At 72.7% G+C, this 23,999-nt stretch carries 25 protein-coding genes; 14 read left to right on the top strand and 11 right to left on the bottom strand.

Translation table 11 applies throughout. The annotated features are described in order from the left end of the window. Positions 1-657, bottom strand: coding sequence for an O-methyltransferase (locus I4Q55_RS12235; protein ID WP_206787269.1), 657 nt, complete (start codon positions 655-657; stop codon positions 1-3). Positions 658-728: 71 nt separating this feature from the next. Here I4Q55_RS12235 and I4Q55_RS12230 point away from each other — a divergent pair, with 71 nt between their 5' ends. Then, positions 729-2,051, top strand: a complete 1,323-nt coding sequence (locus I4Q55_RS12230; RefSeq protein ID WP_206787267.1) for a PLP-dependent aminotransferase family protein — start codon at positions 729-731, stop codon at positions 2,049-2,051. A gap of 96 nt (positions 2,052-2,147) precedes the next feature. Continuing rightward, positions 2,148-3,293 (top strand): NAD(P)/FAD-dependent oxidoreductase, encoded by a 1,146-nt coding sequence (locus tag I4Q55_RS12225; protein WP_206787265.1) that lies wholly within the window; start codon positions 2,148-2,150, stop codon positions 3,291-3,293. Here the strand turns inward: I4Q55_RS12225 and I4Q55_RS12220 are convergent. From I4Q55_RS12220 to I4Q55_RS12210, 3 genes are all read right to left on the bottom strand, one after another. Beyond that, on the bottom strand, positions 3,290-5,068 hold the full coding sequence (locus tag I4Q55_RS12220) for a hypothetical protein (RefSeq protein ID WP_206787262.1): 1,779 nt from the start codon (positions 5,066-5,068) through the stop codon (positions 3,290-3,292). The two genes, I4Q55_RS12225 and I4Q55_RS12220, sit on opposite strands and share 4 nt — an antisense overlap. Positions 5,069-5,386: 318 nt before the next feature. Continuing rightward, on the bottom strand, positions 5,387-7,366 hold the full coding sequence (locus I4Q55_RS12215) for an SDR family oxidoreductase (protein WP_206787260.1): 1,980 nt from the start codon (positions 7,364-7,366) through the stop codon (positions 5,387-5,389). A 59-nt stretch (positions 7,367-7,425) separates the two neighbouring features. After that, positions 7,426-7,626 carry a hypothetical protein gene (locus I4Q55_RS12210; protein WP_086843294.1) on the bottom strand — a complete coding sequence of 67 codons (201 nt, stop codon included), beginning with the start codon at positions 7,624-7,626 and terminating at the stop codon, positions 7,426-7,428. A gap of 205 nt (positions 7,627-7,831) precedes the next feature. On the opposite strand from I4Q55_RS12210, the gene I4Q55_RS12205 reads away from it, so the two are divergent. Then, positions 7,832-9,055 carry an NAD(P)/FAD-dependent oxidoreductase gene (locus tag I4Q55_RS12205; protein WP_206787257.1) on the top strand — a complete coding sequence of 408 codons (1,224 nt, stop codon included), beginning with the start codon at positions 7,832-7,834 and terminating at the stop codon, positions 9,053-9,055. Here I4Q55_RS12205 and I4Q55_RS12200 read toward each other — a convergent pair. After that, positions 9,024-9,767 carry a MerR family transcriptional regulator gene (locus tag I4Q55_RS12200; RefSeq protein WP_206787255.1) on the bottom strand — a complete coding sequence of 248 codons (744 nt, stop codon included), beginning with the start codon at positions 9,765-9,767 and terminating at the stop codon, positions 9,024-9,026. The two genes, I4Q55_RS12205 and I4Q55_RS12200, sit on opposite strands and share 32 nt — an antisense overlap. A 54-nt stretch (positions 9,768-9,821) precedes the next feature. On the opposite strand from I4Q55_RS12200, the gene I4Q55_RS12195 reads away from it, so the two are divergent. Next, on the top strand, positions 9,822-10,076 hold the full coding sequence (locus I4Q55_RS12195; protein WP_206787253.1) for a hypothetical protein: 255 nt from the start codon (positions 9,822-9,824) through the stop codon (positions 10,074-10,076). Here the strand turns inward: I4Q55_RS12195 and I4Q55_RS12190 are convergent. Next, complete coding sequence (locus tag I4Q55_RS12190; RefSeq protein ID WP_206787251.1) at positions 10,066-11,271, bottom strand: multidrug effflux MFS transporter; 1,206 nt, start codon at positions 11,269-11,271, stop codon at positions 10,066-10,068. The two genes, I4Q55_RS12195 and I4Q55_RS12190, sit on opposite strands and share 11 nt — an antisense overlap. Positions 11,272-11,480: 209 nt before the next feature. Between I4Q55_RS12190 and I4Q55_RS12185 the strand changes: the two genes are divergently transcribed. From I4Q55_RS12185 to I4Q55_RS12160, 6 genes are read left to right on the top strand one after another with little or no spacing between them, the layout of a single operon-like run. Further along, a complete protein-coding gene (locus tag I4Q55_RS12185) occupies positions 11,481-12,332 on the top strand; it encodes a fumarylacetoacetate hydrolase family protein (protein WP_206787249.1) in 852 nt (283 codons plus the stop codon). Between the two features lie 2 nt (positions 12,333-12,334). Further along, the gene (locus I4Q55_RS12180) at positions 12,335-13,639 is read left to right on the top strand and encodes an enolase C-terminal domain-like protein (RefSeq protein WP_206787240.1); all 1,305 of its coding nucleotides are present in this window, start codon (positions 12,335-12,337) and stop codon (positions 13,637-13,639) included. Next, positions 13,632-14,378: an SDR family NAD(P)-dependent oxidoreductase gene (locus I4Q55_RS12175; RefSeq protein WP_206787238.1), complete on the top strand. Its 747-nt coding sequence runs from the start codon at positions 13,632-13,634 to the stop codon at positions 14,376-14,378. Before I4Q55_RS12180 ends, I4Q55_RS12175 begins: the two co-directional genes overlap by 8 nt. A 34-nt stretch (positions 14,379-14,412) precedes the next feature. Then, a complete protein-coding gene (locus I4Q55_RS12170; RefSeq protein ID WP_307793187.1) occupies positions 14,413-15,453 on the top strand; it encodes a sugar ABC transporter substrate-binding protein in 1,041 nt (346 codons plus the stop codon). Continuing rightward, a complete protein-coding gene (locus tag I4Q55_RS12165) occupies positions 15,450-16,961 on the top strand; it encodes a sugar ABC transporter ATP-binding protein (RefSeq protein WP_206787236.1) in 1,512 nt (503 codons plus the stop codon). The genes I4Q55_RS12170 and I4Q55_RS12165 overlap by 4 nt, the downstream gene beginning before the upstream one ends. After that, positions 16,958-17,971, top strand: a complete 1,014-nt coding sequence (locus I4Q55_RS12160; RefSeq protein ID WP_206787234.1) for an ABC transporter permease — start codon at positions 16,958-16,960, stop codon at positions 17,969-17,971. The genes I4Q55_RS12165 and I4Q55_RS12160 overlap by 4 nt, the downstream gene beginning before the upstream one ends. A gap of 43 nt (positions 17,972-18,014) precedes the next feature. On the opposite strand, the gene I4Q55_RS12155 is transcribed toward I4Q55_RS12160, so the two are convergent. Further along, complete coding sequence (locus tag I4Q55_RS12155; RefSeq protein ID WP_206787232.1) at positions 18,015-18,746, bottom strand: FadR/GntR family transcriptional regulator; 732 nt, start codon at positions 18,744-18,746, stop codon at positions 18,015-18,017. A 205-nt stretch (positions 18,747-18,951) separates the two neighbouring features. On the opposite strand from I4Q55_RS12155, the gene I4Q55_RS12150 reads away from it, so the two are divergent. Both I4Q55_RS12150 and I4Q55_RS12145 read left to right on the top strand, forming a co-directional pair. Beyond that, the gene (locus I4Q55_RS12150) at positions 18,952-19,920 is read left to right on the top strand and encodes an aldo/keto reductase (protein WP_206787230.1); all 969 of its coding nucleotides are present in this window, start codon (positions 18,952-18,954) and stop codon (positions 19,918-19,920) included. Next, complete coding sequence (locus tag I4Q55_RS12145) at positions 19,917-20,768, top strand: amidohydrolase (protein ID WP_206787228.1); 852 nt, start codon at positions 19,917-19,919, stop codon at positions 20,766-20,768. Before I4Q55_RS12150 ends, I4Q55_RS12145 begins: the two co-directional genes overlap by 4 nt. Positions 20,769-20,800: 32 nt before the next feature. Here I4Q55_RS12145 and shbA read toward each other — a convergent pair whose 3' ends face one another. The 4 genes from shbA to I4Q55_RS12125 all read right to left on the bottom strand — a co-directional run bounded on the left by shbA (position 20,801) and on the right by I4Q55_RS12125 (position 23,029). Beyond that, positions 20,801-21,388, bottom strand: a complete 588-nt coding sequence (gene shbA, locus I4Q55_RS12140; protein ID WP_206787466.1) for an RNA polymerase sigma factor ShbA — start codon at positions 21,386-21,388, stop codon at positions 20,801-20,803. A 322-nt stretch (positions 21,389-21,710) separates the two neighbouring features. Beyond that, positions 21,711-22,007 carry a DUF202 domain-containing protein gene (locus I4Q55_RS12135; RefSeq protein ID WP_206787226.1) on the bottom strand — a complete coding sequence of 99 codons (297 nt, stop codon included), beginning with the start codon at positions 22,005-22,007 and terminating at the stop codon, positions 21,711-21,713. A gap of 162 nt (positions 22,008-22,169) precedes the next feature. Further along, positions 22,170-22,523 carry a DUF202 domain-containing protein gene (locus tag I4Q55_RS12130; RefSeq protein ID WP_206787458.1) on the bottom strand — a complete coding sequence of 118 codons (354 nt, stop codon included), beginning with the start codon at positions 22,521-22,523 and terminating at the stop codon, positions 22,170-22,172. A gap of 26 nt (positions 22,524-22,549) precedes the next feature. Beyond that, complete coding sequence (locus I4Q55_RS12125) at positions 22,550-23,029, bottom strand: GtrA family protein (protein ID WP_206787224.1); 480 nt, start codon at positions 23,027-23,029, stop codon at positions 22,550-22,552. Between the two features lie 148 nt (positions 23,030-23,177). Between I4Q55_RS12125 and I4Q55_RS12120 the strand changes: the two genes are divergently transcribed. Next, positions 23,178-23,588 carry a hypothetical protein gene (locus I4Q55_RS12120; RefSeq protein ID WP_206787222.1) on the top strand — a complete coding sequence of 137 codons (411 nt, stop codon included), beginning with the start codon at positions 23,178-23,180 and terminating at the stop codon, positions 23,586-23,588. Positions 23,589-23,666: 78 nt separating this feature from the next. Further along, positions 23,667-23,960 carry an iron-sulfur cluster biosynthesis family protein gene (locus tag I4Q55_RS12115; protein WP_003070074.1) on the top strand — a complete coding sequence of 98 codons (294 nt, stop codon included), beginning with the start codon at positions 23,667-23,669 and terminating at the stop codon, positions 23,958-23,960. Positions 23,961-23,999: the final 39 nt, after the last annotated feature.

Here is a 23,999-nt window from a genome sequence, read left to right as displayed (position 1 = left end):
TCAGCGGACCAGGGCCAGCACGAACCCGTCGTAGCCCTTGCCGCCGACGGTCTGGACGGCGGTCGCGTCGATCCGGTCCTCGGTGGCCAGCAGGGCGAACATCTCGCGCGCGCCGCGCACGTTCACGTCGTCGCTGTCCGGGTCGGCGACCCGGCCCTGCCGGACGACGTTGTCGACGACGATCGTCGTGCCCGGCCGGGACAGCGCCAGCGAGGCACGCACGTAGTTCGCGAGGTTGGCCTTGTCGGCGTCGATGAACACGAAGTCGAACGGCCCGCTCAGCGTCGGCAGCGTGTCGAGCGCGGCGCCGACCCGGATGTCCACGACGTCCTCGCCGAAGCCCGCCCGCGCCAGGTTGGCCTTCGCGACTTCGGCGTGCTTCGGCTCGTATTCGCAGGTCACGAGCTTGCCGCCGGCGGGAAGCGCGCGGGCGAGCCAGATGGTGCTGTACCCGCCGAGGGTGCCGATCTCCAGGATCGTCCGCGCTCCCGCCAGCCGGGCCAGCAGGTGGAGCAGCTTGCCCTGGTTGGGCGCGACGGCGATGTGCGGCAGCCCCGCGGCGTCGGCGTCGGCCGACGCCGCGTCGAGCACCGGGTCGGGGGCGAGCAGGGCGCCGGCGAGGTAGTCGTCGACGGCGGTCCAGGTCTGGTCGGTCATGGCACCTCCACCGTCAATCTAGCCCGGTGGGATCATGCTCGCCGGGAGCGTTTCCGGCGAGGAGGGGGACCATGGACGACTACCGCGTCGTCGCGGACGCCCTCGCCGCCGACATCGAGGCCGGCCGGCTCCGCCCCGGCGACCGGCTGCCGCCCCAGCGCCGCTTCGCGCGGCAGCGCGGCATCGCCGGCTCCACCGCCGCCCGCGTCTACGGCGAGCTCGTCCGGCGCGGCCTGGCCGTCGGCGAGGTCGGCCGCGGCACGTTCGTCCGCGCGGCGAAACCGCCGCCCGAGCCCGCGCTGGCCGAGCCCGGCGGCGCCCGCGTCGACCTCGAACTCAACTTCGCCGTCCTGCCGGAGGAGTCCGCGCGGCTGGCCCGCGCACTGGAACCACTGCTGCGCGAGGACGTCCTGACCGCGGCCCTGCACCCGATCGGGACCGCGGGCACGCGAGCGGCCCGCGAGGCGGCGGCCGGCCTGCTCGCCCGCGGCGACTGGCGCCCGGACCCGGCGGCCGTGCTGTTCACCGGCAACGGCAGGCAGGCACTGGCGGCTTCGATCGCCGCGTTCGTGCCGGTCGGGGAGCGGCTCGCGGTGGAATCGCTGACGTACCCGGTGGTGAAGGGCCTCGCGGCCAGGCTCGGCGTGGAGCTCGTGCCGATCGAAACCGACGAGTCCGGGCTGGTGCCGGAGGCCCTGGCCGCGGCCGGGCCGGTCCGCGCGCTCTACGTTCAGCCGACCCTGCACAACCCGCTCGGCACGACCATGCCGCCGCAGCGCCGGGCCGCGCTCGCCGAGGTCACGGCCCGGCTGGACCTGCCGGTGATCGAGGACGGCATCTACACGTTCCTGCGCGACGACGTCCGCCCCTTCGCCGCGTACGCGCCGGAGCGCACGGTGTTCGTCGACAGCCTGTCCAAGCGGGTCGCCCCGGGCCTCACCGCGGGCTTCCTGGTGTCGCCCCCGGCGTGGACCGCGCGGCTGGCCTCGTCGGTGCGTTCGGGTGCCTGGGCCGCGTCGCGCTTCGCCGTCGAAGCGGCGACGCAGTGGATCGTGACGGGCACCCTGGCCGAGATCGAGGCCGCGAAACGCCGTGACGCGGCCGCGCGGGCTCCGGTGGTGGCCGAGAAGCTGCCGGGCCTGCGCGGCGACCCGGCGTCGTACCACCGCTGGTGGGAGCTGCCGGAGCACTGGCGGGCGGAGACGTTCGTCGCCGCGGCGGCCCGCCGCGGGATCGCCCTGTCCCCGGCGGCGGCGTTCGCGGTGCTGCCGGGCCACGCGCCGAACGCGGTGCGGATCGCGGTGTCGGCTCCGCCGGTGGAAACGCTCTCCGCGGCGCTCGACGTCCTGGCCGGCCTGGCGAGCGGCAGCCCGGACGACCTGCTGGCCGACTGACAGCGCCTGCCAGGGCGTGCCAGCGCAGTGTGCGCCGGGTACCAGTGATCACCGCCAGCCTTCGGAGGTCGCACCACCAACCCCGAAGGAGCACTCGTGCACGTCACGATCATCGGCGCCGGCCTCGGCGGCCTCACCCTCGCCCGCGTCCTGCACGTCCACGGCATCCCGGTCACGGTGTACGAGGCCGAGGCGTCCCCGCTGGCCCGGGGCCAGGGCGGGATGCTCGACATCCACGACTACAACGGGCAGATCGCCGTCGAAGCGGCCGGGCTCATGGAGGAGTTCCGCGGCCTGGTCCTCGAGGGCAGGCAGGCGATGCGGGTCCTCGACCGGCACGGGACCGTGCTGGCCGAACAGGCCGACGACGGCACGGGCGGCCGTCCCGAAGTGCAGCGCGCCGACCTGCGGCGGATGCTGCTCGACGCGCTGCCGGCCGGCACTGTCCACTGGGGACACAAGGTGACCGGGGCCCGCGCGCTCGGCGACGGCCGCCACGAGGTGACCTTCGCCGACGGCCACGCGGCCGGCACGAGCCTCCTGGTCGGCGCGGACGGCGCGTGGTCGCGGATCCGGCCGCTGCTCACCGGCGCCACCCCCGAGTACGTCGGCGAAGCCTTCGTCGAGATCTACCTGTACGACGCCGACACCCGGCACCCCGCCGCCGCGAAGGCGGTGGGCGGCGGTTCGCTGCTGGCGCCCTCGGTGGACAAGGGCATCCACGCCCACCGGGAAAGCGGGGACACGCTGCACACCTACGTCTCGCTCATCCGGCCGCTGGACTGGTTCGCCGCCATCGACTTCACCGACCCGGACGCGGCCGCCGCGCGGGTCGCGGCGGAGTTCGACGGCTGGGCACCGGAACTCACCGCCCTGATCACCGACGGCGACACCGCGCCCGTCCTGCGGCCGCACTACACCTTGCCGATCGGGCACCGCTGGGCGCGCGTTCCGGGGGTGACGCTGGTCGGCGACGCCGCCCACCTGATGCCGGCCAACGGCGAAGGCGCCAACCTCGCCATGCTCGACGGTGCGGAGCTCGCGCTGGCTCTCGCCGCGCACCCCGGCGACGTCGAAGCGGCGCTCGCGGAGTACGAGGAGGCCATGTTCCCGCGCAGCGCCAAGGTCGGCGCGGACGGGAAGCAGTTCGGCGAGCTCCTCGCCGGCGTGGGGGAGGAGGACGTCCCCCGGGTGCTGATCAAGGCGTTCGAGGAGTTCACCGGCGCGGTGCGGGAGTCCTAGGGGGCGTACTTCCCGACGAAGCTGCCGCAGGTCACGGTGCGGCCCGTGAGCCGGGCCTGGATCGCCTTCTCCAGGCCGAGGTAGTCGAACACCGGCGTGTCGGCCGGGATCGACTCCGGCACCGGGCCGCCCGTGGCGAGCATCCGGATCGAGTCCGTCTCGAACAGCACCAGGTAGCCGCCTTCGCGGTTCAGCCGGTCGGCCGTCGCGAGCATGCGCTCGGGGGCGTCGCCGACGATTTCCAGCGGCAGCGGCCATTCGAGGGGGAACGGGTTGCGCAGGCCGAACGCGGGGTAGGCGAACGGGCTGTCCGGCAGGATCGCCGTCCGCGCGGCCGGGAAGCGGTCGAGGCAGTCGCGGATCTGCCGGACGAAGGTGAACGTCGAGGGGTTCGTGCGGATGCCCGCCATCGCCGGGGTGACCGCGCCGAGGTCCTCGGTCAGCCGGTCGTGCCCGAGGTCGAGGTACGCCGCCTGGTCGTGGCGGGCGACGACGACCCAGCCGCACACCGCCACCGCGGTCAGGCCGGCCGTCGCCGTGATCCAGCGGCGCGCCGACGTTGCCGCTGCTGGGCGGGCCGGGACCAGCTCGCCCAGCAGCAGCAACGCGGTCAGGGCCAGGGTGCCGGTGAGCAGCGTCGGGGTGTCGTTGCCCCAGGACAGGCTGGTCATGAACCCGGTGGCGAGCACGAGCAGCCCCGCCCACGGGACCTTCCGCCGCACGGCCGCGTTCACCGGCACGCTGACCGCGACGATCCACCACAGGACGTCCGCCCAGCGCGACGAGCCGGTGAACCGGCCGTCGACGACGGTCCAGACCACGGCGGCGGCACCGGCGAGCACCAGCGTCCAGGACGCCACCCGCCCGGCCGCGCCCAGCCGGTCACCGGGCAGCCGGACGGCCAGCAGCACCACGGCGATGGCGGCGAAGAAGGCCAGCTCCCGCACCGGGGCCCTGGTCAGCACCTCCGGGTCGTCGAGCCACAGCCCGAGCAGCCGCTCGCCGTACGCGGGGGCGCCGCCGGTGAGCTGCTCGACCATCTCCGTGAAGCCGCCGCCGAGGCTCACCCACGCCACGTACGCCAGCCCCGGCGCGCCGAGCGCGAGCAGGTCGAGGACCAGCCGGGCCGCGCGCCGCGTGCCCGCCCGTGTCGCCGGGTGCAGCAGCAGCCAGAGCAGGCCGATCACCGGGGCGAGCACGAAGCTCTGCTTGACGAGCACCGCGCAGCCGAGCAGCGCCAGCCCGCCGCGGCGGGCGAAGGCGCGCTCGCCGCGCAGGCCCGCGTCCAGTGCCCAGGCACCGCACGCGGTGAGCGCGATGCCGTCCACGGTGTGCCAGGCCATCAGCGGGAACGCGTTGAGGTTGATCAGCGACGCGGCCGCGACCAGCGCCGTCATCCCCGGCCCCCAGTCGAGCACCCGGCGGCGGGTGACCAGCGCGGCGAACGCGATCGTGGCCACGATGATCTCGATCATGGACAGGAAGCTGGAGCCGAAGAACAGCGGCATCGGCAGTGCGAAGTCGGCGACGTGCAGGACCGCGGACCCCAGCGGGCGGGCGGAGATGATGTCGGCGTGCGGGACTTCGCCGTGCAGCACGCGCCACGCCTGGGCGAGGATGAAACCCTGGTCGGAGGGGTGGAAGCCGAAGCGGCCGACGCGGAACTCGGTGGCCAGCGCGAGCACCAGCACCCAGCCCACGTGGATGCTCCGGCGCAGCAGCGGCCGGGACAGCCCGCGCGGCGTGGCGACGTGCGCAGGACTCGCCACGTCCACGCCGCGTCCGCCTTCCGCTCCCGACCACACCCGGGAAGCGATGGTAGCGGCCGGGGCGATCACCGGCGTGAACGCCACCACGGGAGAGCCGGCGGCCCGCCCGGGGCGGCGGTCACGCGGCCGTCAGCCGCGGGTGTGCCTCGCGGTGCCGATCGCGGCCGTCTGGTCGCTCACGGCGCGGCGGTGCCCAGTGCTGTTTTCCGGCATTCCGAACTCCCCAGTTACTCCCCAGTGGCGTCCCGCACGGGTGTACGGGACTCGCGCGAGGGTAGAAGTACCCTCGCGTGTCTGCCACTGTTTCGGCGGAATTCGCGGGAATCACGCACGACGGCGCCAGATGAGGCGGGTCACCGCCGCCGCGACCGACGCCGGCGCGGATCGGCCGGGCAGCTCGCGGGCCTCGGGCGCGGACTCCGGCATCGCGCGGTAGGCCAGGTGCGCGGCGAACCGGGCGAGCTTCGGCGCGGCGAGCGTCGCCAGCTCGGCGGCGCGGCCTTCGGGGAGGCTCAAGATCTCCGGCCGTTCCTCGCACGCCTTCACCACCAGCGCCGCGGCGCGTTCCGGGCTGCTGGACGGGATTCCGCGGTAGCCGGTCGGCGCGATCATCGGTGTCCGCACCAGCGGCATCCGCACCGACGTGAACGTGACGCCGTCCGAAAGCGTCTCGCGCCCGGCCGTCAGCCCGAACTCCTCCAGCGCCGCCTTCGAGGCCAGGTAGGCGGAAAAGCGCGGGGTGTCGGTCTGCAGGCCCTGGGTCGTCACGTTGACGACGTGGCCGAACCGGCGCGCGGCCATCGACGGCAGGAAGCCGAGGACCAGCCGCACCGGCCCGAAGTAGTTGATCGCCATCGTGCGCTCGAAGTCGTGGAACCGCTGCGTGGACAGCGAAACCGAGCGCCGGATCGACCGGCCGGCGTTGTTCACCAGCACGTCCACCGCGCCGTGGTCGCCGAGCACGTCCTTGACCAGCGCGTCGACGGCGTCGCCGTCGGTGAGGTCGCACGGGTACGCCGCGGCCGTGCCGCCCGCCGCGACGATCTCCTCGCGCACCTGGGCCAGTTCGTCGGCGCGGCGGGCCACCAGGATCACCTTCGCGCCCTTGCGCGCCACGGCGAGCGCCGACGCCCGGCCGATCCCGGAGGACGCGCCGGTGACCAGCACGGTCCGCCCGGCCAGGCCGTGGGTGCGGCGGGCGCGGTCGGGGTCGAGGTGGGCCCGCCAGTACCGGTAGAGCGGCGCCGCGTAGTCCCGCAGCTCGGGGAGCTCGATGCCGCTGCCGAACAACGCCGTCGTGGTGCGGGCGGTGTCGAAGACGACGTCCATGGTCAGGTGCGGCAGCACGGCCAGGGGGATGCCCAGCTCCGCCAGGACGGCCGCGCGGGCGCCCCGGCCGCCCGGCACGCGGTCGATCCCGGCCGCGGCCGCGTGCGCGAGCCGGGTGCCGGCCCGCCGGAGGGCGCCGGACGGCTTCTCCGGCAGCACGGCCCGGATCGCCGGCCCGCCGGCGGCCCGCGCGAAGGCGTTGTAGACGGAGTTCAGCGACTGCGGGCGCGCGGCGGCGAGGTGGTACGTCGTTCCCGTCGGCGCGTCGCGGTGCATCAGGTGTTCCATCGCCTCGACGACGTAGTCCACCGGCACCAGGTTCGTCGCGCCGAGGTCGAGGGAGGCCAGCGGGAGGCGGCGCGGCAGGGCCGCCAGCCGCGAGATGGCGGGCAGGAAGTAGTAGGGCCCGTCGACCTTGTCCATTTCGCCGGTGCGCGAGTCGCCGACGACGGCCGAGGGCCGGTAGACGCGGAAGGGCAGGGACTGTTCGCGGACGAGCTTCTCGGCCTCGAACTTCGTCGCGTGGTACGGCGAGCCGAAGTGCTGGCCGAGGTCGAAGTCGGCTTCGGTGAACCGCCCGGCGTGGTCGCCGGCGACGGCGATCGACGACACGTGGTGCACCAGCCCGGCCCGCGCCGCGGCGGCGAAGGCCAGGAGGTGCCGGGTGCCCTCGACGTTGGCACGCCGGTTGGCCTCTTCGCCGGCGGTGAGGTCGTAGATCGCGCCCAGGTGGACGACGTGGTCGAGGCGGGGCAACTGCGCGGCATCGACGCCGAGCCGCGGTTCGGTGAGGTCGCCGAGCACCGGGTGCAGCTTGTCCGCGTCCGGCCAGTCGCGCGCCAGGCCGGCCAGGCGCTCGCGGGACGTCTCCCGCACCAGCGCGTACACCGCGGACGTCTCGGGCCGCCGGAGCAGCCGCGCGACCAGGCGTTTTCCGATGAAGCCCGTCGCGCCCGTCACGAAGTAGGTCGTCATGGCCGGTCCCTTCTCGTCGGGCCCGACTCTAACCTACTGAAAAGTAGGAACGGTAGTTGTCAGCTTTCGTTTTCGTCCGCCGTCGCCACGACGGCGTCCCGCAGGGCGGCCCGCAGCCGTCCGACGTCGAGCGGCCCGAGCACCGCCGCTTCACCCGGCGGCGCGACCAGCACCACCTTGTCGTTGCTGACGAACACCGTCACGTCCCTGCGCCTGCCGGCCAGATCCCGGCAGCCGATCGACCACTCGCCCCGACTCATGGTCGCCGCCCTCGCTTCCTTGTCGTGGTCGTGCTCCGTGCGAGGGTGGGAGCGGACCCCGGCGATGCTATGACGCGCGTTCACCCGATCTGCCTACTCGCGGGTTTTGTCTTGCGCTTTGCGGATTTTCGGCGTACGTCACGGGTCGTGGCGCGGCCGGATCTCCAGTAGCGTCCGGACCAGCAGCCGTCACTGGGAGGTAGGGATGTCGGAACCGCGGAAGATCGTCATCGTCGGTGCGGGCCTCGGTGGGGCATCCGCGGCGGCCGCGGTGCGAGAACGCGGTTACAGCGGCGAAATCCTGCTGCTGGGCGCGGATTCCCACCGCCCGTACGAACTGCCACCGCTGTCGAAGGGCGTGCTGCTGGGCAACGCCGACGAGCCCGACTGGGTGCACGAAGAGAAGTTCTACGCCGAGAAGGACATCAGCTTCGCCTCCGGCGTCACGGCGACCCGGATCGAGCTCGGCGCCCGGCTGGTGCTCGACGACGCGGGCGGCGAACACCACTACGACCGGCTGGTGCTGGCGACCGGCTCCCGGCCGCGCCGGCTGCCGGTGCCCGGCGGCGACCTGCCCGGGCTGTACACGCTGCGCACCCTCGACGACGCGCTCAAGCTGCGTTCGGCGTTCGCGGCGGCGGAGCGCGTGCTGATCGTCGGCGCCGGCTGGATCGGCTGCGAAGCGGCCGCGGCGGCCCGCACGCACAACGCGGAGGTGACGGTCGTCGACCCGGTACCGGTGCCCCTGGCGAACGTGGTCGGCGAGACGGTCGGCGGCGTGTTCCGCGACCTGCACGTCGCGAACGGCGTGCGGTACCGCCTGGGCGAGCAGGTCACGGAGATCCTGGGCGGCCCGGACGGCGTCCGCGGCGTCCGGCTCGGCGGCGGCGAAGAGCTGACGGCGGACGTGGTCCTGGTCGCGGCCGGCGCGGCCCCGCGGGTGGAGCTGGCCCACGCGGCGGGCCTGGAACTCGCCGACGACGGCGGGGTGGCCGTGGACGCGGGCCTCCGCACGGCGGCCCCGGACGTCTACGCGGTGGGTGACATCGCCGCCCACTTCCACCCCCGCTTCGGCCGCCGCGTCCGCGTCGAGCACTGGGCGAACGCGAAGGACCAGGGCACGCACGTGGCGCGGAACCTGCTGGGGGACAACGAGCCTTTCCTGGCGTCGCCCTACTTCTTCACCGACCAGTACGACCTGGGCTGCGAGTACCGCGGCCTCGCCGACCCGGCGGCGGACGAGCTGGTGGTCCGCGGCGACCTGGCCGCCCGCGAGTTCACGGCGTTCTGGCTGCGCGACGGCGAGGTGGCGGCGGCGATGAACGTGAACATGTGGGACGACGGCGACGCGCTGGGAGCACTGGTCGACGGCCGCGCGAAGGTGACGGCGGACCAGCTCAGGACGGCCGACCTGGCGTCCCTGGCCTGAGCCGGTCCCGCAGGAGCGCGTCGAGCCGCCGCCAGGCCGGGGCCGACGCGTTCACCGCGCCCTGCACCAGCGCCGGGATCGCCGAGCCCTCGTCGTACGCGGGCAGCTCGGAGCCGTAGCGCACTCGGGTCGCCTCGGCGATTTTCCCGGCGAGCGCGTCGACGCGCGGGTCGTGCGGGTCGGCGTCGTGCAGCCGGTCGTACTCGAGGATCAGCGACAGCAGCGCCGGGTCGTCGAGCATCGCGGCCTGGTCGCGGAAGTTCCGGTGCGCTGTCTCCGGGTGGGTGGCGAACACGAGGATCCACAGGTCGTTCTGCAGCGCCACCCAGCGTTCGCTGAACCCGAGGCCGGGCAGCCGGTCGAGGTAGGCCACGACGGCGTCCGGCAGCGGCGAGAGCCGGCCGTCGGCGAGCCGGCGAAGGCGTTCGCGGGTGGCCCGCAAGCCGTCGATCCGCGCGGCGAGGTCGTCGTCGATCTGCCGCAGCGCGGCGGCGAGCCCATCGCCCGAGCGCAGTTCGCGGATGCGGGCCAGCGGCACGCCGGCCTCGGCGAGCGTGCGGATCTTGATGAGTTCGACGGCGTCGGCGGCGCGGTAGCGGCGGTAGCCGGACGCGTCCCGCGCCGGCTCGGGGAGCAGGCCTTTCGCGTGGTAGACGCGGATCGTCTTGGTGGTCACGCGGGCGTACCCGGCGAGCTGTCCGATGGTGAGCACCCGGCCATCGTCGCACTTGACCTTGCCCCAGGGGCAAGGGTGCAAGCTGGCCCCATGGCCGATCACGACACCCTGCGCGCCCTGGCCGACGAGGGCAACGAAACGGCACTGGACCGCCTGGCCGACCTCGCCGACACCCGCGGCGACGTCGAGGAGCTGAGCGAGCTGCTGGACGAAGGCTGCGACCGGGCCGGCGAACTGCTCACCCGCCGCGCGGTGGCCGCGAAGGACCTCCTGGAGCTGCAGCGCATCGCCGACGCCGGCCACGAACCGGCGGGCGACGAGCTGGAGCGCCTCCTCAGGAACTGAATTCGCGGGCCAGGACCAGGTAAGCCACCAGCGCCAGCACGGCGAACCCCGCCATGGTCGCGGCCATCGGCACCGCCGTCCCCGGCCCGCCCAGCCCCACCAGCGGCGTCGCCACGGCCCCCACCGCGAACTGCAGGACCCCCAGCAACGCCGAAGCCGCCCCCGCCGAGCGGGCGTGCGACGCCAGCGCCAGGGAACTCGCGTTCGGCATCACCAGGCCGAGGCTCGACACCAGCAGGAACAGCGACACCAGCAGCAGGGCCAGCGGCGCCCGGAAGAACGCCGACGCCAGCGCGGAAGCCCCGCCCGCCACGCCGAGCAGGAGCCCGGACAACAGCAGCGTGCGTTCGCGCACCCGGCCCACCAGGCGGCCGTTGAGCTGGCCCGCCAGCACGATCCCGACGCCGTTCACCCCGAACACCACGCTGTAGGCCTGCGGGCTCAACCCGTACACGCCCTGCAACGCGAACGACGACCCCGAGATGTAGGCGAACATCGACGCGAACAGCAGCCCCGACGCCAGCGCGTACCCGGCGAACGACCGGTCCAGCGCCAGCCGCCCGTAGGTGCGCATCACCCGGCCGAGCCGCAGCGGCGAGCGCGCGGGCGAGGGCTCCGGCAGGAAGAACGCCACCACGGCCAGCAGCAGCGCGCCGAACGCCGTCAGCACGACGAACACCCCGCGCCACGACGTCCAGTTCAGCAGCTGCCCGCCGATCAGCGGGGCCAGGATCGGGGCCAGGCCGCTGACCAGCATCAACGTCGAGAAGAACTTCGTCATCGCGGTGCCTTCGAACAGGTCCCGCACCGTCGCGCGCGCGATCACGATGCCCGCCGCCGCGCCGAGGGACTGCACGAACCTCGCCGCGACCAGCAGCCACGCGTCCGGGCTCACCGCGCACAGCACCGAGCCCACGACGTACAGCACCAGCCCGGCGAGCAGCGGGCCGCGGCGGCCGAGGGCGTCCGACAGCGGCCCGAGCACCAGCTGGCCCAGCGCCAGCCCCACGATGAACGCGCTGAGGGTCAGCTGCACCGTGTTGTCCGGCGCGTGCAGGTCGGCCGCCATCCGCGGCAGCGCGGGCAGGTACATGTCGATCGACAGCGGCCCGAAAGCGGTCAGGCCGCCCAGGACGAGGACGAACTTCAGCTGCGTGCGCCGGCTCGGCGCGGTACGTTCCGCCGTGATGGTCATGCCCGTCCCTTCGTTCCCTCACCCGGGACCAGCGGGGAGTGCGCCGGTGCTATTCCGGCTGTGATCGGTGACACGCCGTGGTCACCTGCCTCGCGCACCGATACTGATCCGACCAATTTTGCCACCGATTTCGGCGATCCCTCTAGATCGGCGGTCACGACTGCGCTATACATCGGATGTCTGATCGGTGTGGGTGAAGGGAAACATCCGTGCAGTTTGTGCGTCTCGGGGAGCCGGGGAGTGAGCGTCCGTTCGTGCGGGCCGGCGACGGCACGACCTACGAACTGGGCGGCCTCACCGCCGACATCGACGGCGGCTTCCTCGCCGCGGACGGGCTCGCGCGGGCCGCCGCCGCGCTCGCCGCCGGCGAGCTGCCGGAAGCCGACGTCCACGGCCTGCGCGTCGGCCCGCCGATCGCCCAGCCCGGCAAGGTCGTCTGCATCGGCATGAACTACCGCCGCCACGCCGAGGAGACCGGCGCGACCCCGCCCACCGAGCCCGTCGTCTTCATGAAGGCGCCGGACGTCGTGGTCGGGCCCGGCGACGACGTCCTCATCCCGCGCGGCTCCACGAGTACCGACTGGGAGGTCGAGCTGGGTGTCGTCATCGGCAGGACCGCCCGCTACCTCGAGAGCGTCGAGGAAGCCCTGGAGTACGTCGCCGGCTACGTCGTGTCGAACGACGTCTCCGAGCGCGAGCTGCAGTTCCGCGCCGGCCAGTGGGACAAGGGCAAGTCGTGCGAGAACTTCAACCCGCTCGGCCCCGCGCTGATCCCCGCGAGCGAAGTGCCCGATCCCCAGGACCTCGGCCTGCGGCTGTGGATCAACGGCGAGAAGAAGCAGGACTCGTCGACCAAGGACATGATCTTCGGCGTCGCCGAGATCGTCCACCACCTGTCCCAGGTGATGGTGCTGCGCCCCGGCGACCTGATCAACACCGGCACTCCCGAAGGCGTCGCGCTCGGGCAGCCCGATCCGAAGCCCTACCTGCGCGACGGCGACGTGATCGAGCTGGAGATCGACGGCCTCGGGCGGCAGCGCCAGACCGCGAGGCAGGCCTGACCATGGCGAAGATCATCGGCATGGAGGTCCTCGACGTCCGGTTCCCGACGTCGAAGGAGCTCGACGGCTCGGACGCGATGAACCCCGATCCGGACTACTCCGCCGCCTACGTCGTGCTGCACGCCGACGGCGGCCCGGACGGCTACGGCCTCGCCTTCACCATCGGCCGCGGCAACGACGTCCAGGCGGCCGCGATCCGCGCGCTCGCCCCACACGTCGTCGGCCGGGCCGTCCCGGCGGACGCGGCCGCGCTCGGCGACCTGTCCCGCACGCTCGTCGGCGACTCGCAGTTCCGCTGGCTGGGCCCGGAAAAGGGCGTCGCGCACATGGCCGTCGGCGCGATCGTCAACGCCGCGTGGGACCTCGCCGCCCGCCGGGCGAACCTCCCGGTCTGGCGGTTCGCGGCGCGCATGACCCCTGAAGAACTGGTGTCGCTGGTCGACTTCCGGTACCTCTCCGACGCGCTCACCGAAGCCGAGGCCCTGGACATCCTGCGGCGCGCCGAACCCGGACGCGCCGAGCGCACGAAGCAGCTGGAAGCGAACGGCTACCGCGCCTACAGCACGTCACCCGGCTGGCTCGGGTACGCCGACGCGAAGCTCGTCCGGCTCGCCGAGCAGGCCGTCGCCGACGGCTTCGAGATGATCAAGCTCAAGGTCGGCGGCAACCTCGAAGACGACGTCCGCCGCATGAAGCTCGCCCGCGAGACCGTCGGCCCGGACGTCCGGATCGCCGTCGACGCCAACCAGCGCTGGGACGTCTCCGCCGCCGTGAGCTGGATGACCGCGCTCGCGCCCCACGACCCGTACTGGATCGAGGAACCGACCTCCCCGGACGACGTCCTCGGCCACGCGGCCATCGCGAAAGCCCTGGCCCCGATCAAGGTCGCCACCGGCGAGCACGTCCAGAACCGCGTCATCTTCAAGCAGCTGCTGCAGGCGGACGCCATTTCGGTGCTGCAGCTGGACGCCGCCCGCGTCGGCGGCTTCAACGAGAACCTCGCGATCCTGCTGCTGGCCGCCAAGTTCGGCGTCCCGGTGTGCCCGCACGCCGGCGGCGTCGGGCTCTGCGAGCTCGTGCGGCACCTGTCGATGTTCGACTTCGTGGCGGTGTCCGGCACCGACGCCGACCGCTCCATCGAGTGGGTCGACCACCTGCACGAGCACTTCACCGACCCGGCCGTCGTCGAGCGCGGCCGGTACCTCGCCCCGACCGCACCCGGGTTCTCCGCGCGCATGCACGACGCCACGCTGCGCCGCTTCCGGTTCCCGGACGGTCCCGAGTGGACGGAGACCGCCAGTGAGTGAATTCGAGGGCCTGGTGGCCGCCGTCACCGGCGGCGCCTCGGGCATCGGCAAGGCCGTCGCGACCCTGCTGGCCGAACGCGGCGCGCAGGTGGCGGTCCTCGACGTGAACCCGGGCGACGAGGGCTTCCGCTGCGACGTCTCCTCCGACGCTGAAGTCCGCGAAGCGATCGACGCCGTCGTGGCGCGCTTCGGGCGCCTCGACATCCTCGTCAACAACGCGGGGATCGGCGCCCAGGGCGACGTCGCCGCCAACGACGACGACGAGTGGCACCGCGTGTTCGACGTCAACGTCGTCGGCATGGTCCGGCTCGCGCGCGCCGCGCTGCCGCACCTGAAGAACTCGCCGTCCGCAGCGATCGTCAACACCTGCTCCATCGCGGCCTGGGCCGGTCTGCCCAACCGCGCGTTGTATTCGGCCACCAAGGGCGCGGTGCTCTCGCTGACCCTGGCCATGGCGACCGACCACCTGCCCGACCGAATCCGCGTCAACTGCGTGTGCCCGGGCACGGCGGACACCCCGTGGGTGGGCCGGCTCCTCGACGCCGCCGAAGACCCGGCGGCCGAACGCGCCGCCCTCGCCGCCCGCCAGCCGATGGGCAGGCTGGTCACCGCGGACGAGGTCGCGAACGCCGTAGCCTACCTCGCCAGCCCCCGCTCCGCCTCGACCACCGGCACCGCCCTCGCGGTCGACGGCGGCATGTACGGCCTGCGTCCTCGCGGCCCGGTCTCCCACCAGTAGAACTTGATTCCCCGCCGTCATCAAGGAGGATGCTGTGCGTACGAAGGTGATCAAGGTGGCCGCCGTCGCCGCCTGCGGTCTGCTACTGGCCGCCTGCGGGTCGACGAAGGACAACGCGTCGGCGCCCGCGGCGGGTGGCGGCGCCGGCGGCAAGGTCGGCGCGACGCTGCCCCTGCTGACCTCGCCGTTCTGGCAGGCCTACAACAACTACGTGCCCAAGATGGCCCAGGAAGAGGGCGTCGACGTCCTCCCGACGGTCAACGCCGACAGCGACCCCGCGAAGCTGATCACCGACATCGGCACCTTCCTCAACCAGGGCGTCAAGGGCCTGGTCGTGACGCCGCTGGACTCCGCGGCCATCGTCGCCGGACTCAAGCAGGCGGAGAACAAGGGCGTGCCGGTCGTCGCGGTCGACGTCGCCCCCGAAGGCGGCAAGGTCGCCATGGTCGTGCGGGCCGACAACAAGGCCTACGGCACCAAGGCCTGCGAAGCGATCGGCGAGAAGGTCAAGTCCGGCAAGGTCGTGCAGATCATGGGCGACCTGGCCTCGGTCAACGGCCGCGACCGCTCGGAGGCCTTCCGCGACTGCATGAAGGCGAAGTACCCCGGCGTCCAGGTGCTGGAGATCCCGGCCGAGTGGAAGGCCGACAAGGCGTCCTCCGGCCTGGACAGCATGCTGACCGCGAACCCGGACATCAAGGGCGTCTACATGCAGGCCGGCGGCGTCTACCTCGCGCCGACCCTGCAGGCCCTCAAGCGCAAGAACCTGTTCTTCCCGGTCGGGGACCCGAAGCACGTCGTGCTCGTGTCCAACGACGGCATTCCGCAGGAGCTGGCCGCCATCCGCGCCGGCGAGCTGGACGCCACCGTGTCCCAGCCGGCCGACGCCTACGCGAAGTACGGCCTGTACTGGCTGAAGAAGGCCATGGCGGGCGAAACGTTCAAGGCCGGGCCGACCGACCACGGCAGCACGATCGTGGAAATCCGCCCCGGCATCCTCGAGGACCAGCTGCCCGCGCCCGTCATCACCAAGGACAACGTGGACGACAAGGCCCTCTGGGGGAACAACCTGTGACAGTGCCGTCCGCCAGCGGGGTGGTCAGCGCCCGCGGCGTCGGGAAGCGCTACGGCCCGACCGTGGCGCTGCACGACGTCAGCCTCACCGTGCACGCCGGCGAGTCGCACGCGCTCGTCGGGCGCAACGGGGCCGGCAAGTCGACGCTCGTCTCCATCCTCACCGGCCTGTCCGCCACGGACACCGGGCACGTCGAGTTCGGCGGCGAGCCGGCCCCGCCATTGTCCAAACAGGACGAATGGAAGGCGCGCGTCGCCTGCGTGTACCAGCACGCGATGGTCGTCCCGCAGCTGACCGTGGCCGAGAACCTGTTCCTCAACCGGCAGTCGGGCGGGGGCTTTTCGATCGGCTGGAAGTCGTTGCGGCGCAAGGCTCGCGAGCTGCTCGACTCGTGGGACGTGCACGTCGACGTCGACACCCCGGCCGGCGACCTGTCGGTCGAGGACCGGCAGTTCGTCGAGATCGCCCGCGCGCTGTCCTACGGCGCCCGGTTCATCGTCCTCGACGAGCCGACCGCGCAGCTCGACAGCCAGGCCATCGAGCGGCTCTTCGACCGGATGCGCCAGATGCAGGCGGGCGGGGTGACGTTCCTGTTCATCTCGCACCACCTGCACGAGGTGTACGAGGTCTGCCAGGCGGTGACCGTGCTGCGCGACGCGAAGCACGTGCTCACCGCGCCGGTGTCCGAGGTCGGCAAGGCCCAGCTGGTCGACGCGATGACCGGCGAGCCGGGCGGCCTGTCGGTCCGTGACGCCGCTTCCCGGGAGTCCCTGGAAGCGGACGCCGCCGAGATCCTTTCGGTGGCCGGGCTCTCCGGTGCCGGCTTCCGCGACGTCTCGTTCCGGCTGCGCCGCGGCGAGGTCGTCGGGCTCGCGGGCAGCAACGCCAGCGGCAAGCACCAGGTCGCCGAGACGGTCTACGGCCTGCGGACGCCGTCCGCGGGCACGGTCCGCGTCGACGGCTCGCCGCTGCGGCCGGGTGACATCCCGGCGGCGCTGCGGGCGGGCATCGGGTGCGTCCCGCGCGACCGGCACCACGAAGGCCTGGTCCTGGAACACTCGATCGCGGACAACGCGACGATGTCCATTTTGGACAAGCTGGGCCGCGGCGGGATCGCGTCCCCGGCGACGCGGTACGCGAAGGCGGCCCAGGCGCTGAAGGACTACGACATCGTGGCCGCGGGCGCCGACCAGCCGGTGTCGGACCTGTCGGGCGGCAACCAGCAGAAAGTCGTGCTGGCGCGGGCGTTGCTCAGCGATCCGCGGGTGGTCGTGCTGATCAACCCGACCGCCGGCGTGGACGTGAAGTCGAAGGAGGCGCTGCTCGCGGTCGTCGACCGGGTGCGCGCCGAGGGCAAGGCGGTGCTGATCGTCAGCGACGAGCTGGACGACCTGCGCCTGAGCGACCGCGTCCTGGTGCTGCGTGCCGGGGCCGTCGTCGCCGAACACCAGGCCGGGTGGTCCGACGGCGACCTCGTGGCCGACATCGAAGGAGTCGAGCTTTCGTGACCGACGTGATGGTCTCTCCCCAGACGCAACTGCCCGCGCCACCCCGGCGCCGCAAAGCCGTCTGGCTGCGTGAACTGGCGCTCTTGCCCGCCCTGGTCGTCGTGTTCGTGATCGGCGGCCTGGTCGACGACACCTTCGTCGGCTGGAGCAACATCGTCAGCATCCTGACCGCGTCGGCCGCGCTGTCGCTGGTCGTGCTCGGCGAGTCGCTGGTGCTGATCACCGGGAAGTTCGACCTGTCGCTGGAATCCACGATGGGCCTGGCGCCGGCACTCGGCGCGATGGTCGTGCTCCCGGCGGCGTCGGCGGGCTTCGGCATGGAGCTGCCCGCCGCGGCCGGGCTGCTGGTGATCCCGCTGTGCGGCGCGCTCGTCGGGTTCGTCAATGGCTTCCTGATCGTGAAGCTGAAGCTGAACGCCTTCATCGTCACCCTCGCCATGCTCACCGTGCTGCGCGGCGTGCAGGTCGGCTCGACCAAGGGCAAGACGCTGTTCAACCTGCCGGAGGAGTTCACCAACCTGGCGACGACGACGTTTCTCGGCCTGCCGATGTCGGTGTGGCTGGCCGCGGCGCTGTTCGCGATCGCCGGCTGGGTGCTGCGCTACCACCGCGTCGGCCGCGCGCTGTACGCGATCGGCGGCAACCGCGAGGCCGCGCGGGCGGCGGGGGTGCGCGTCGACCGGATCGCGTGGGCGGTGTTCGTCGTCGCCGGGATTCTGGCGGCGATCGGCGGGCTCGCGTACACGGGTTACGTCGGCGCGCTGGGCGCGAACCAGGGCTCCGGGATGATCCTGCAGGTGTTCGCGGCGGCGGTGATCGGCGGCGTCTCCCTCGACGGCGGCAAGGGCACCCTGGTCGGCGCCCTCACCGGCGTCCTGCTGCTGTCGTCGGTGTCCAGCCTGCTCAACTACGCGCACGTGACGGCGGAGTGGCAGGGGGCGATCTACGGCGCCATCATCCTGGTCGCGCTGATCATCGCCCGGTACGCCGGTGGGAAGCCACAGACCTGACGCTCACCCGGTGAAGGTCCGACGTGTTCCGGAGGTAGGTGTGCTACGAGGCTTCGGCGGCGGGTTCGGCGTCCGGGTCGGGAGCCGTCGGGTCGTCCGCGGTGCCCAGCGCGTTGCGCAGCCACTGCTCGACGCCCGCGACGTGCACGGTCGCCCACGAGCGGGCCAGTTCCGGCTCGCGGGCGGCGATGGCCTCGTAGATCGCCGTGTGCTGTTCGCGGGTCTTCGCGACCGCGCCCTCCTGGGTGAGGCCGCGCCAGATCCGGGCGCGGGCGGTCGGCCCGGAGAGGCTGTCGAGCAGCGAACAGAGCACCGGGTTGCCGGAGCCGTCGGCGATCTTGCGGTGGAACTGCAGGTCGTTGGCGACCAGCGCCTCCACGGTCGGCGAGTCCTCCAGCTCGCTGAGCAGCGTGCCCAGCTCCGCGATGTCGTCGTCGCTCATGTGCAGCGCGGCCAGCGCGGTCGCGGCGGGTTCCAGGATCCGGCGCACGGCCAGGAAGTCCAGGACGGTGTCGTCGCGGTGGAAGTCGACCACGAACGTCATGGCGTCGAGCAGCAGGTTCGGCTCGAGGCTGGTGACGTACGTGCCGTCGCCCTGGCGGACGTCGAGGACCCTGATCAGGCACAACGCCTTGACGGCCTCGCGCAGGGAGCTGCGCGAAAGGCCGAGCCGCTGGGCCAGTTCGGCCTCCTTCGGCAGCCGGTCGCCCGGCGCCAGCTCGCCGGAGATGATCATGTCCTTGATCTTGTCGATCGCGACATCGGTGACGGGCATCGTGCCGGCCTTCCCCTGCAACAGACCTCGGATGTTTCGGTGGTGCTCCCCAGCGTGCCATGTCCCGGCGCGGGAGGGGCGATGACCCACCAGCGCGCACCGCAACGGGTGGCTCGCCGGAGCACGGGCGTAACGGACTCGCCCTCTGCCACGTCCTCGAAGTCGACGACTGCACGGCAATGGTGCCGGTGAAGGAGTGACCGCGTTGGAACTCTCCCTGTCCCCGCTGGGGCTCGGCTGCGCGCAGCTGGGCAACCTCTACCACGCGATCAGCGACGAGACCGCGGCCGCGACCGTCCGGCGCGCGTGGGACGAGGGCGTCCGCTACTTCGACACCGCGCCCCACTACGGCCTCGGCCTTTCGGAGCACCGCCTCGGCGCCGCGCTGCGCGGGTACCCGCGCGACGAGTACGTGCTCTCGACGAAGGTCGGCCGCGTGCTGGAGCCGAACCCGGAGGGTGCCGGCGCCCGCGACGACCAGGGCTTCGCCGTCCCGGCCGCGTACAAGCGCCGATGGGACTTCAGCCGTGACGGCGTCCTGCGGTCCCTCGACGACAGCCTGACGCGGCTCGGGCTCGACCGTGTCGACATCGTCTACGTCCACGACCCCGACGACCACTTCGAGGAGGCGCTGTCGGGGGCGTTCCCGGCGTTGCGCGAGCTGCGGGAGCAGGGCGTGATCCGCGCGTTCGGGGCCGGCATGAACCAGGCGCCGATGCTGGCCGAGTTCGTCCGCCGCACCGACCTGGACGTCCTGCTGGTGGCCGGCCGCTACACGCTGCTCGACCAGCCCGCGCTGGACGAGCTGTTCCCGCTCTGCGCCGAGCGGGACGTCCGCGTGGTGGCCGGGGGCGCGTTCAACGGCGGCATCCTGGCGACGGCCCGGCCGGGCCGCGTCTACGACTACGCCGAAGCGCCGGTGGAGCTGGTCGAGCGGGCCGGCCGGATCGCGGAGATCTGCGCGCGGCACGGCGTCGAGCTGCCGGAGGCGGCGCTGGCGCTGCCGATGGCGCATCCCGCGGTTGTGTCGGTGGTCGTCGGCGCGCACGATCCGGACCAGGTCACCGTGAACGCGCGGCGCGCCCGGGCGGTCGTGCCGTCTGCCCTGTGGACCGACCTGGTCGACGCGGGCCTGCTGCGCGCCGACGTCGTCATCGCCGAAGGAGTCTCGTGATCGACGCGCACCACCACCTGTGGGACCCGTCGCGGCGCGAGTACCCGTGGCTGGCGGGCCCGGCCATGGACCCGATCCGCCGCCCGTACACGGCCGGCGACCTGCGCGCGGTGACGAAGGCGGCGGGCGTGCACGCGACCGTCCTCGTCCAGACGGTGTCGTCGGAAGAGGAGACGGTGGAATTCCTCGCGACGGCGGCCGCGGAGCCGGTCGTCGCGGGCGTGGTCGGCTGGGTGGACCTCACCGCTCCGGACGTCGCCGACCGGCTGGCCGCGCTCGACGGCCCGCTCGTCGGCATCCGGCACCAGGTGGAGGGCGAGCCGGACGACGACTGGCTGCTGCGGCCCGAGGTGGTGGCCGGGCTGAGCACGGTGGCGGCGGCGGGGCTGGCGTTCGACCTGCTGGTCCGGCCCGCGCAGCTGCCGGCGGCGACCGAGCTGGCGTTGCGCCTGCCCCAGCTGCGCCTGGTCCTCGACCACGCGGCGAAGCCCCCGATCGCGGCGGGGGAGTGGGAGCCGTGGGCGTCCGGCGTGGCCGCGCTGGCGGCGCGCGAGAACGTCGTGTGCAAGCTGTCCGGGCTGGTCACCGAAGCCGACTGGCGGGGCTGGGAGGTCGGGCACCTGCGCCGGTACGTCGACCACGTGCTGGACGTGTTCGGCCCGCGGCGGCTGCTGTTCGGCTCGGACTGGCCGGTCTGCGAGCTGGCGGCGTCCTACGAGGTGGTCCTCGACACGGCGATCGCCCTGACGGGCTCGCTGTCGGACGCCGAGCGCCTGGCCGTCTTCGAGCACAACGCCCGCGCGACGTACGGGCTGGATGCGGGCGGGGACACCTCCTCCAGGGGGTAAAAGGCCTCCCCGCCCGCCCGCGATGTGGTCTGTCAGAACTCTTCGTCGCGGATCATGCCGCGCAGCCGGGTGAGGGCGCGGTGCTGCGTCACGCGGACGTTGCCCGGGGAGATCCCGAGCGCTTCGGCGGTTTCGGTGGCCGAGAAGCCGACGGCAATGCGCAGGGTCAGGATCTCCTGCTGCACCCGGGGGAGGGAGGCGAGCAGCCGGCCGAGCCGGGCACCGAGGTCGAGGTGCAGCGCGTGGCTTTCGGGTTCGTTGCCGGAGATCAGCGGGCGCTCCGGGAGCTCGGGGACGGGCTCGGAGCGGTCGCGGGCGACGGCGCGGTAGGCGTCGGCGACCTTGTTGGCCGCGATCGCGTGGACCAGGTAGAGGAAGGAGCCGCCGCGGTCCTGGTAGTCGGGCAGCGCCTTGAGCACGGCGAGGCAGACTTCCTGGGCGACGTCGTCGGCCGACAGGTAGGAGAGGTCGCGGCCGCCCATGCGCGCGCGGCAGTAGCGGACCACCACCGGCTCGATCATCTGCAGCAGCGAGTGGATCGCCGCCGGGTTGCCCTCGCCCGCGTCCTTGACGAGGGGGTCGAGGTCCTCCTTGGTGAGCCGGCCGCCCGGGCGGGGCATGGACTCGGGAGTGCGATAATCGCGGAGGCTGGACGCGGATTCTTCGGTGGTCCTCGGCGGTGCTGTCATGGTCGTCTCCCCGGCCGACCCTCGACCGTCGCTGCCGGGGGTTCAACACTCCGTAACTGATCCATCGCAGATGCTCCGGTGGATCGGGGCGGATCTGCGGTCCGTGCGACGCTGGGTAATCGTAAGCACCTCCAGGCGGGTCAGTCCAGATTTCAACGACCAATACCCCGTTAGCAGTATCGACCGTGATGTTCCCGCGACCCATCCCCGCACATTGCGATTAATCGGTTTCAGGATGTGCCGAGTTCACTCGTCAGTGGAAGATGACCACGGACGCGGCCGTCACGGTCACGGCGAGCGACGCGACAGCGGGCAGTGCACGGCTCGGCGGCCCCGGTTCGGCGGCGCGCAAGGCCCGTTCGCGGCGCATTCCGATAGCCGCCAGCAGGGCAGACGTGCTCGCGGCGAGCAAAACGGGGATCAGCGTGCCACCCCAATGGCGCTGGGCGGCGGAGTGCAGGAGCAGTACCGTGCAGGCAGCCGACGCCAGTGCGGTCCGCCGCCAGGCGAGCCCGGTGCGCTCGGCCTGAGCGCCGTCCGGGGCGGTCACGACCGGTCCCGCGGCGGCATGACGGTATTTCTGCCGTCACGATAATCGCGAACCGGCGGTATTCGCGTCCCGTGGTGTCGTTCCGGGGCGTCGGTCCGGCCGGCTCGCCGGGAATGCGCGGCGGTTTTCCCGGCCGTCACTGTCCGCTGCCTTCCGTGTCACTCACGAGAGCACCAGCAGCACGGCCGCGGCGACGATGAGCGCGAGCAGCCCGCCGGTGAGCGCGAGGATCATCCAGCTGCGGGGCAGTGGTTCCCCGGCCCGCATGGCGATCTGCACCCGCCGCCACCGCGGGTACGCGGTCGCGGCGAGGATCGCGGCGAGCGCGACGCACAGCCCGGCGAGCACCGCGCTCGCCGCGGCCGGCGCGGGCACCAGCTGGTGCACGGCCACGCCGCCGGCCAGGAGGCCGAGGGCGGTGCGGAGCCAGGCGAGGAAGGTGCGCTCGTTGGCCAGCGTGAAGCGGTAGTCCGGTTCGGTGCCGCCCGAGTGGGGCTTGATGTCGTCCCGCTTGATGTCGTCCGAGGCCACGTCCGCAGACGCTAGCCGGTGTGGGCGGCCGCGGCCGGTTCGGTGCGGTGCGCGAAAACCCACCAGCGCAGCACGGCGAACCGCACGAACCCACCGATCAGGCTGGCCAGCAGCAGCGTGCCGGTTTCCTCCCACGACGTCGGCCGCTCGACGAAGGCGTCGAGCAGCGCCAGCACGGCCGAGCCGTACAGGGCGTAGAAGGCGAAGGTGATCAGATCCTGCAGGTGCCGCTTCCCGGCGTTGCTGGGCCGTCCGGCGAAGGTGACGCGGCGGTGGAACTCGGTGTTGCCGATCGTGGTCAGCGCGATCGCGACGAGGTTCGCCACCTGGGAGCCGAGCTCGTCGCGCAGCAGCAGGAACAAAACGGCCTGGACGCCGGTTGTCACTACACCGGCCACGACGTACCACGCGGCGTGCGTGCCGAGCTCGTGGTGCCGGTCCGGGTCGGTGGCGAGCAGCCGGTGCCCCGGTGCCCACCTGGGGGTGGCCATGATCCCAACCTACCCTGCATTCACAAACTTGTGAATGTGTTAAACCATGTGATCCCTGCGACACCGCGAGGTTTCGTCGCCCCGCCGCCCGGGGTAGGTCACCGGCGACGAGATGTTCCCGATGACCAACCCTGTGCCAGGAGGGCCAGTGAGTGACCGCGACTCGGCCGAACCGCAGAGCCTGAGCCCCAGCGAGGCGCTGGACGAGGACGAGCTGCGCGTGGACGCGCTCGAAGAGGGTGTCGAGCCACCCGAGCACTGGAGCGCGGCGAACCGCTACGGGACGACGCCGCGGGAGATTCGCGAAGGCGAGCCGATGGACCAGCGCCTGGCCGAAGAAGTCCCCGACGCCGAGCCGGAGCCGGTCCCCGAGCGCCCGCTCGCGGCCACGCCGGCGGCGGAGCTCGACGAGACGATCGAGGACGCCCCGCCGGACTTCGAGCCGGTGGTGCCGGAGGACACGGTGCCCCGCCGCCATTCGAACCAGGGCCGCCGCGAGACGACGGACTACGCGGGCGAATCGGTGGCGGACGCCATTCGCGCGGCGCGGCAGGGCTGATCCGCTCAGACTGCACGTCCGTTCGGACGCCCCTAGCGTGGGGAAAACATCGGACCGCGACGAAGGGAAGGCCGAAAAATGCTGACCGTGACCGAAGCCGCCGCCGAGGCGATCACCGCGCTGACGAGCCAGGGCGAGGGCGAAGCCGGACTGCGCCTGGCGGTCCAGAACGCCGACGGCGAGAGCGCCCAGCTGGCGCTGTCGGTGGCCCCCGAGCCGGCGGAGGGCGACAGCGTGCTGGGGGCGGAGGAGGGACCGAAGGTGTTCCTCGAGCCCCAAGCGGCGGCGCTGCTGGACGACAAGGTGCTCGACGTCCAGGAGGACGAAGCCGGCGGAGTGGCGTTCGCCGTGCTGCCCCAGCACACGAGCTGACCGCGGCGGACGGGCCTTTCGCTCATCGGGGTGCGGAAG

This window comes from Amycolatopsis sp. MtRt-6 (assembly GCF_017308975.1).
Taxonomy (GTDB): Bacteria; Actinomycetota; Actinomycetes; order Mycobacteriales; family Pseudonocardiaceae; genus Amycolatopsis.
Note: the sequence above shows the minus strand (reverse complement) of the source record. Positions and strands in the feature narration are given on the sequence as shown.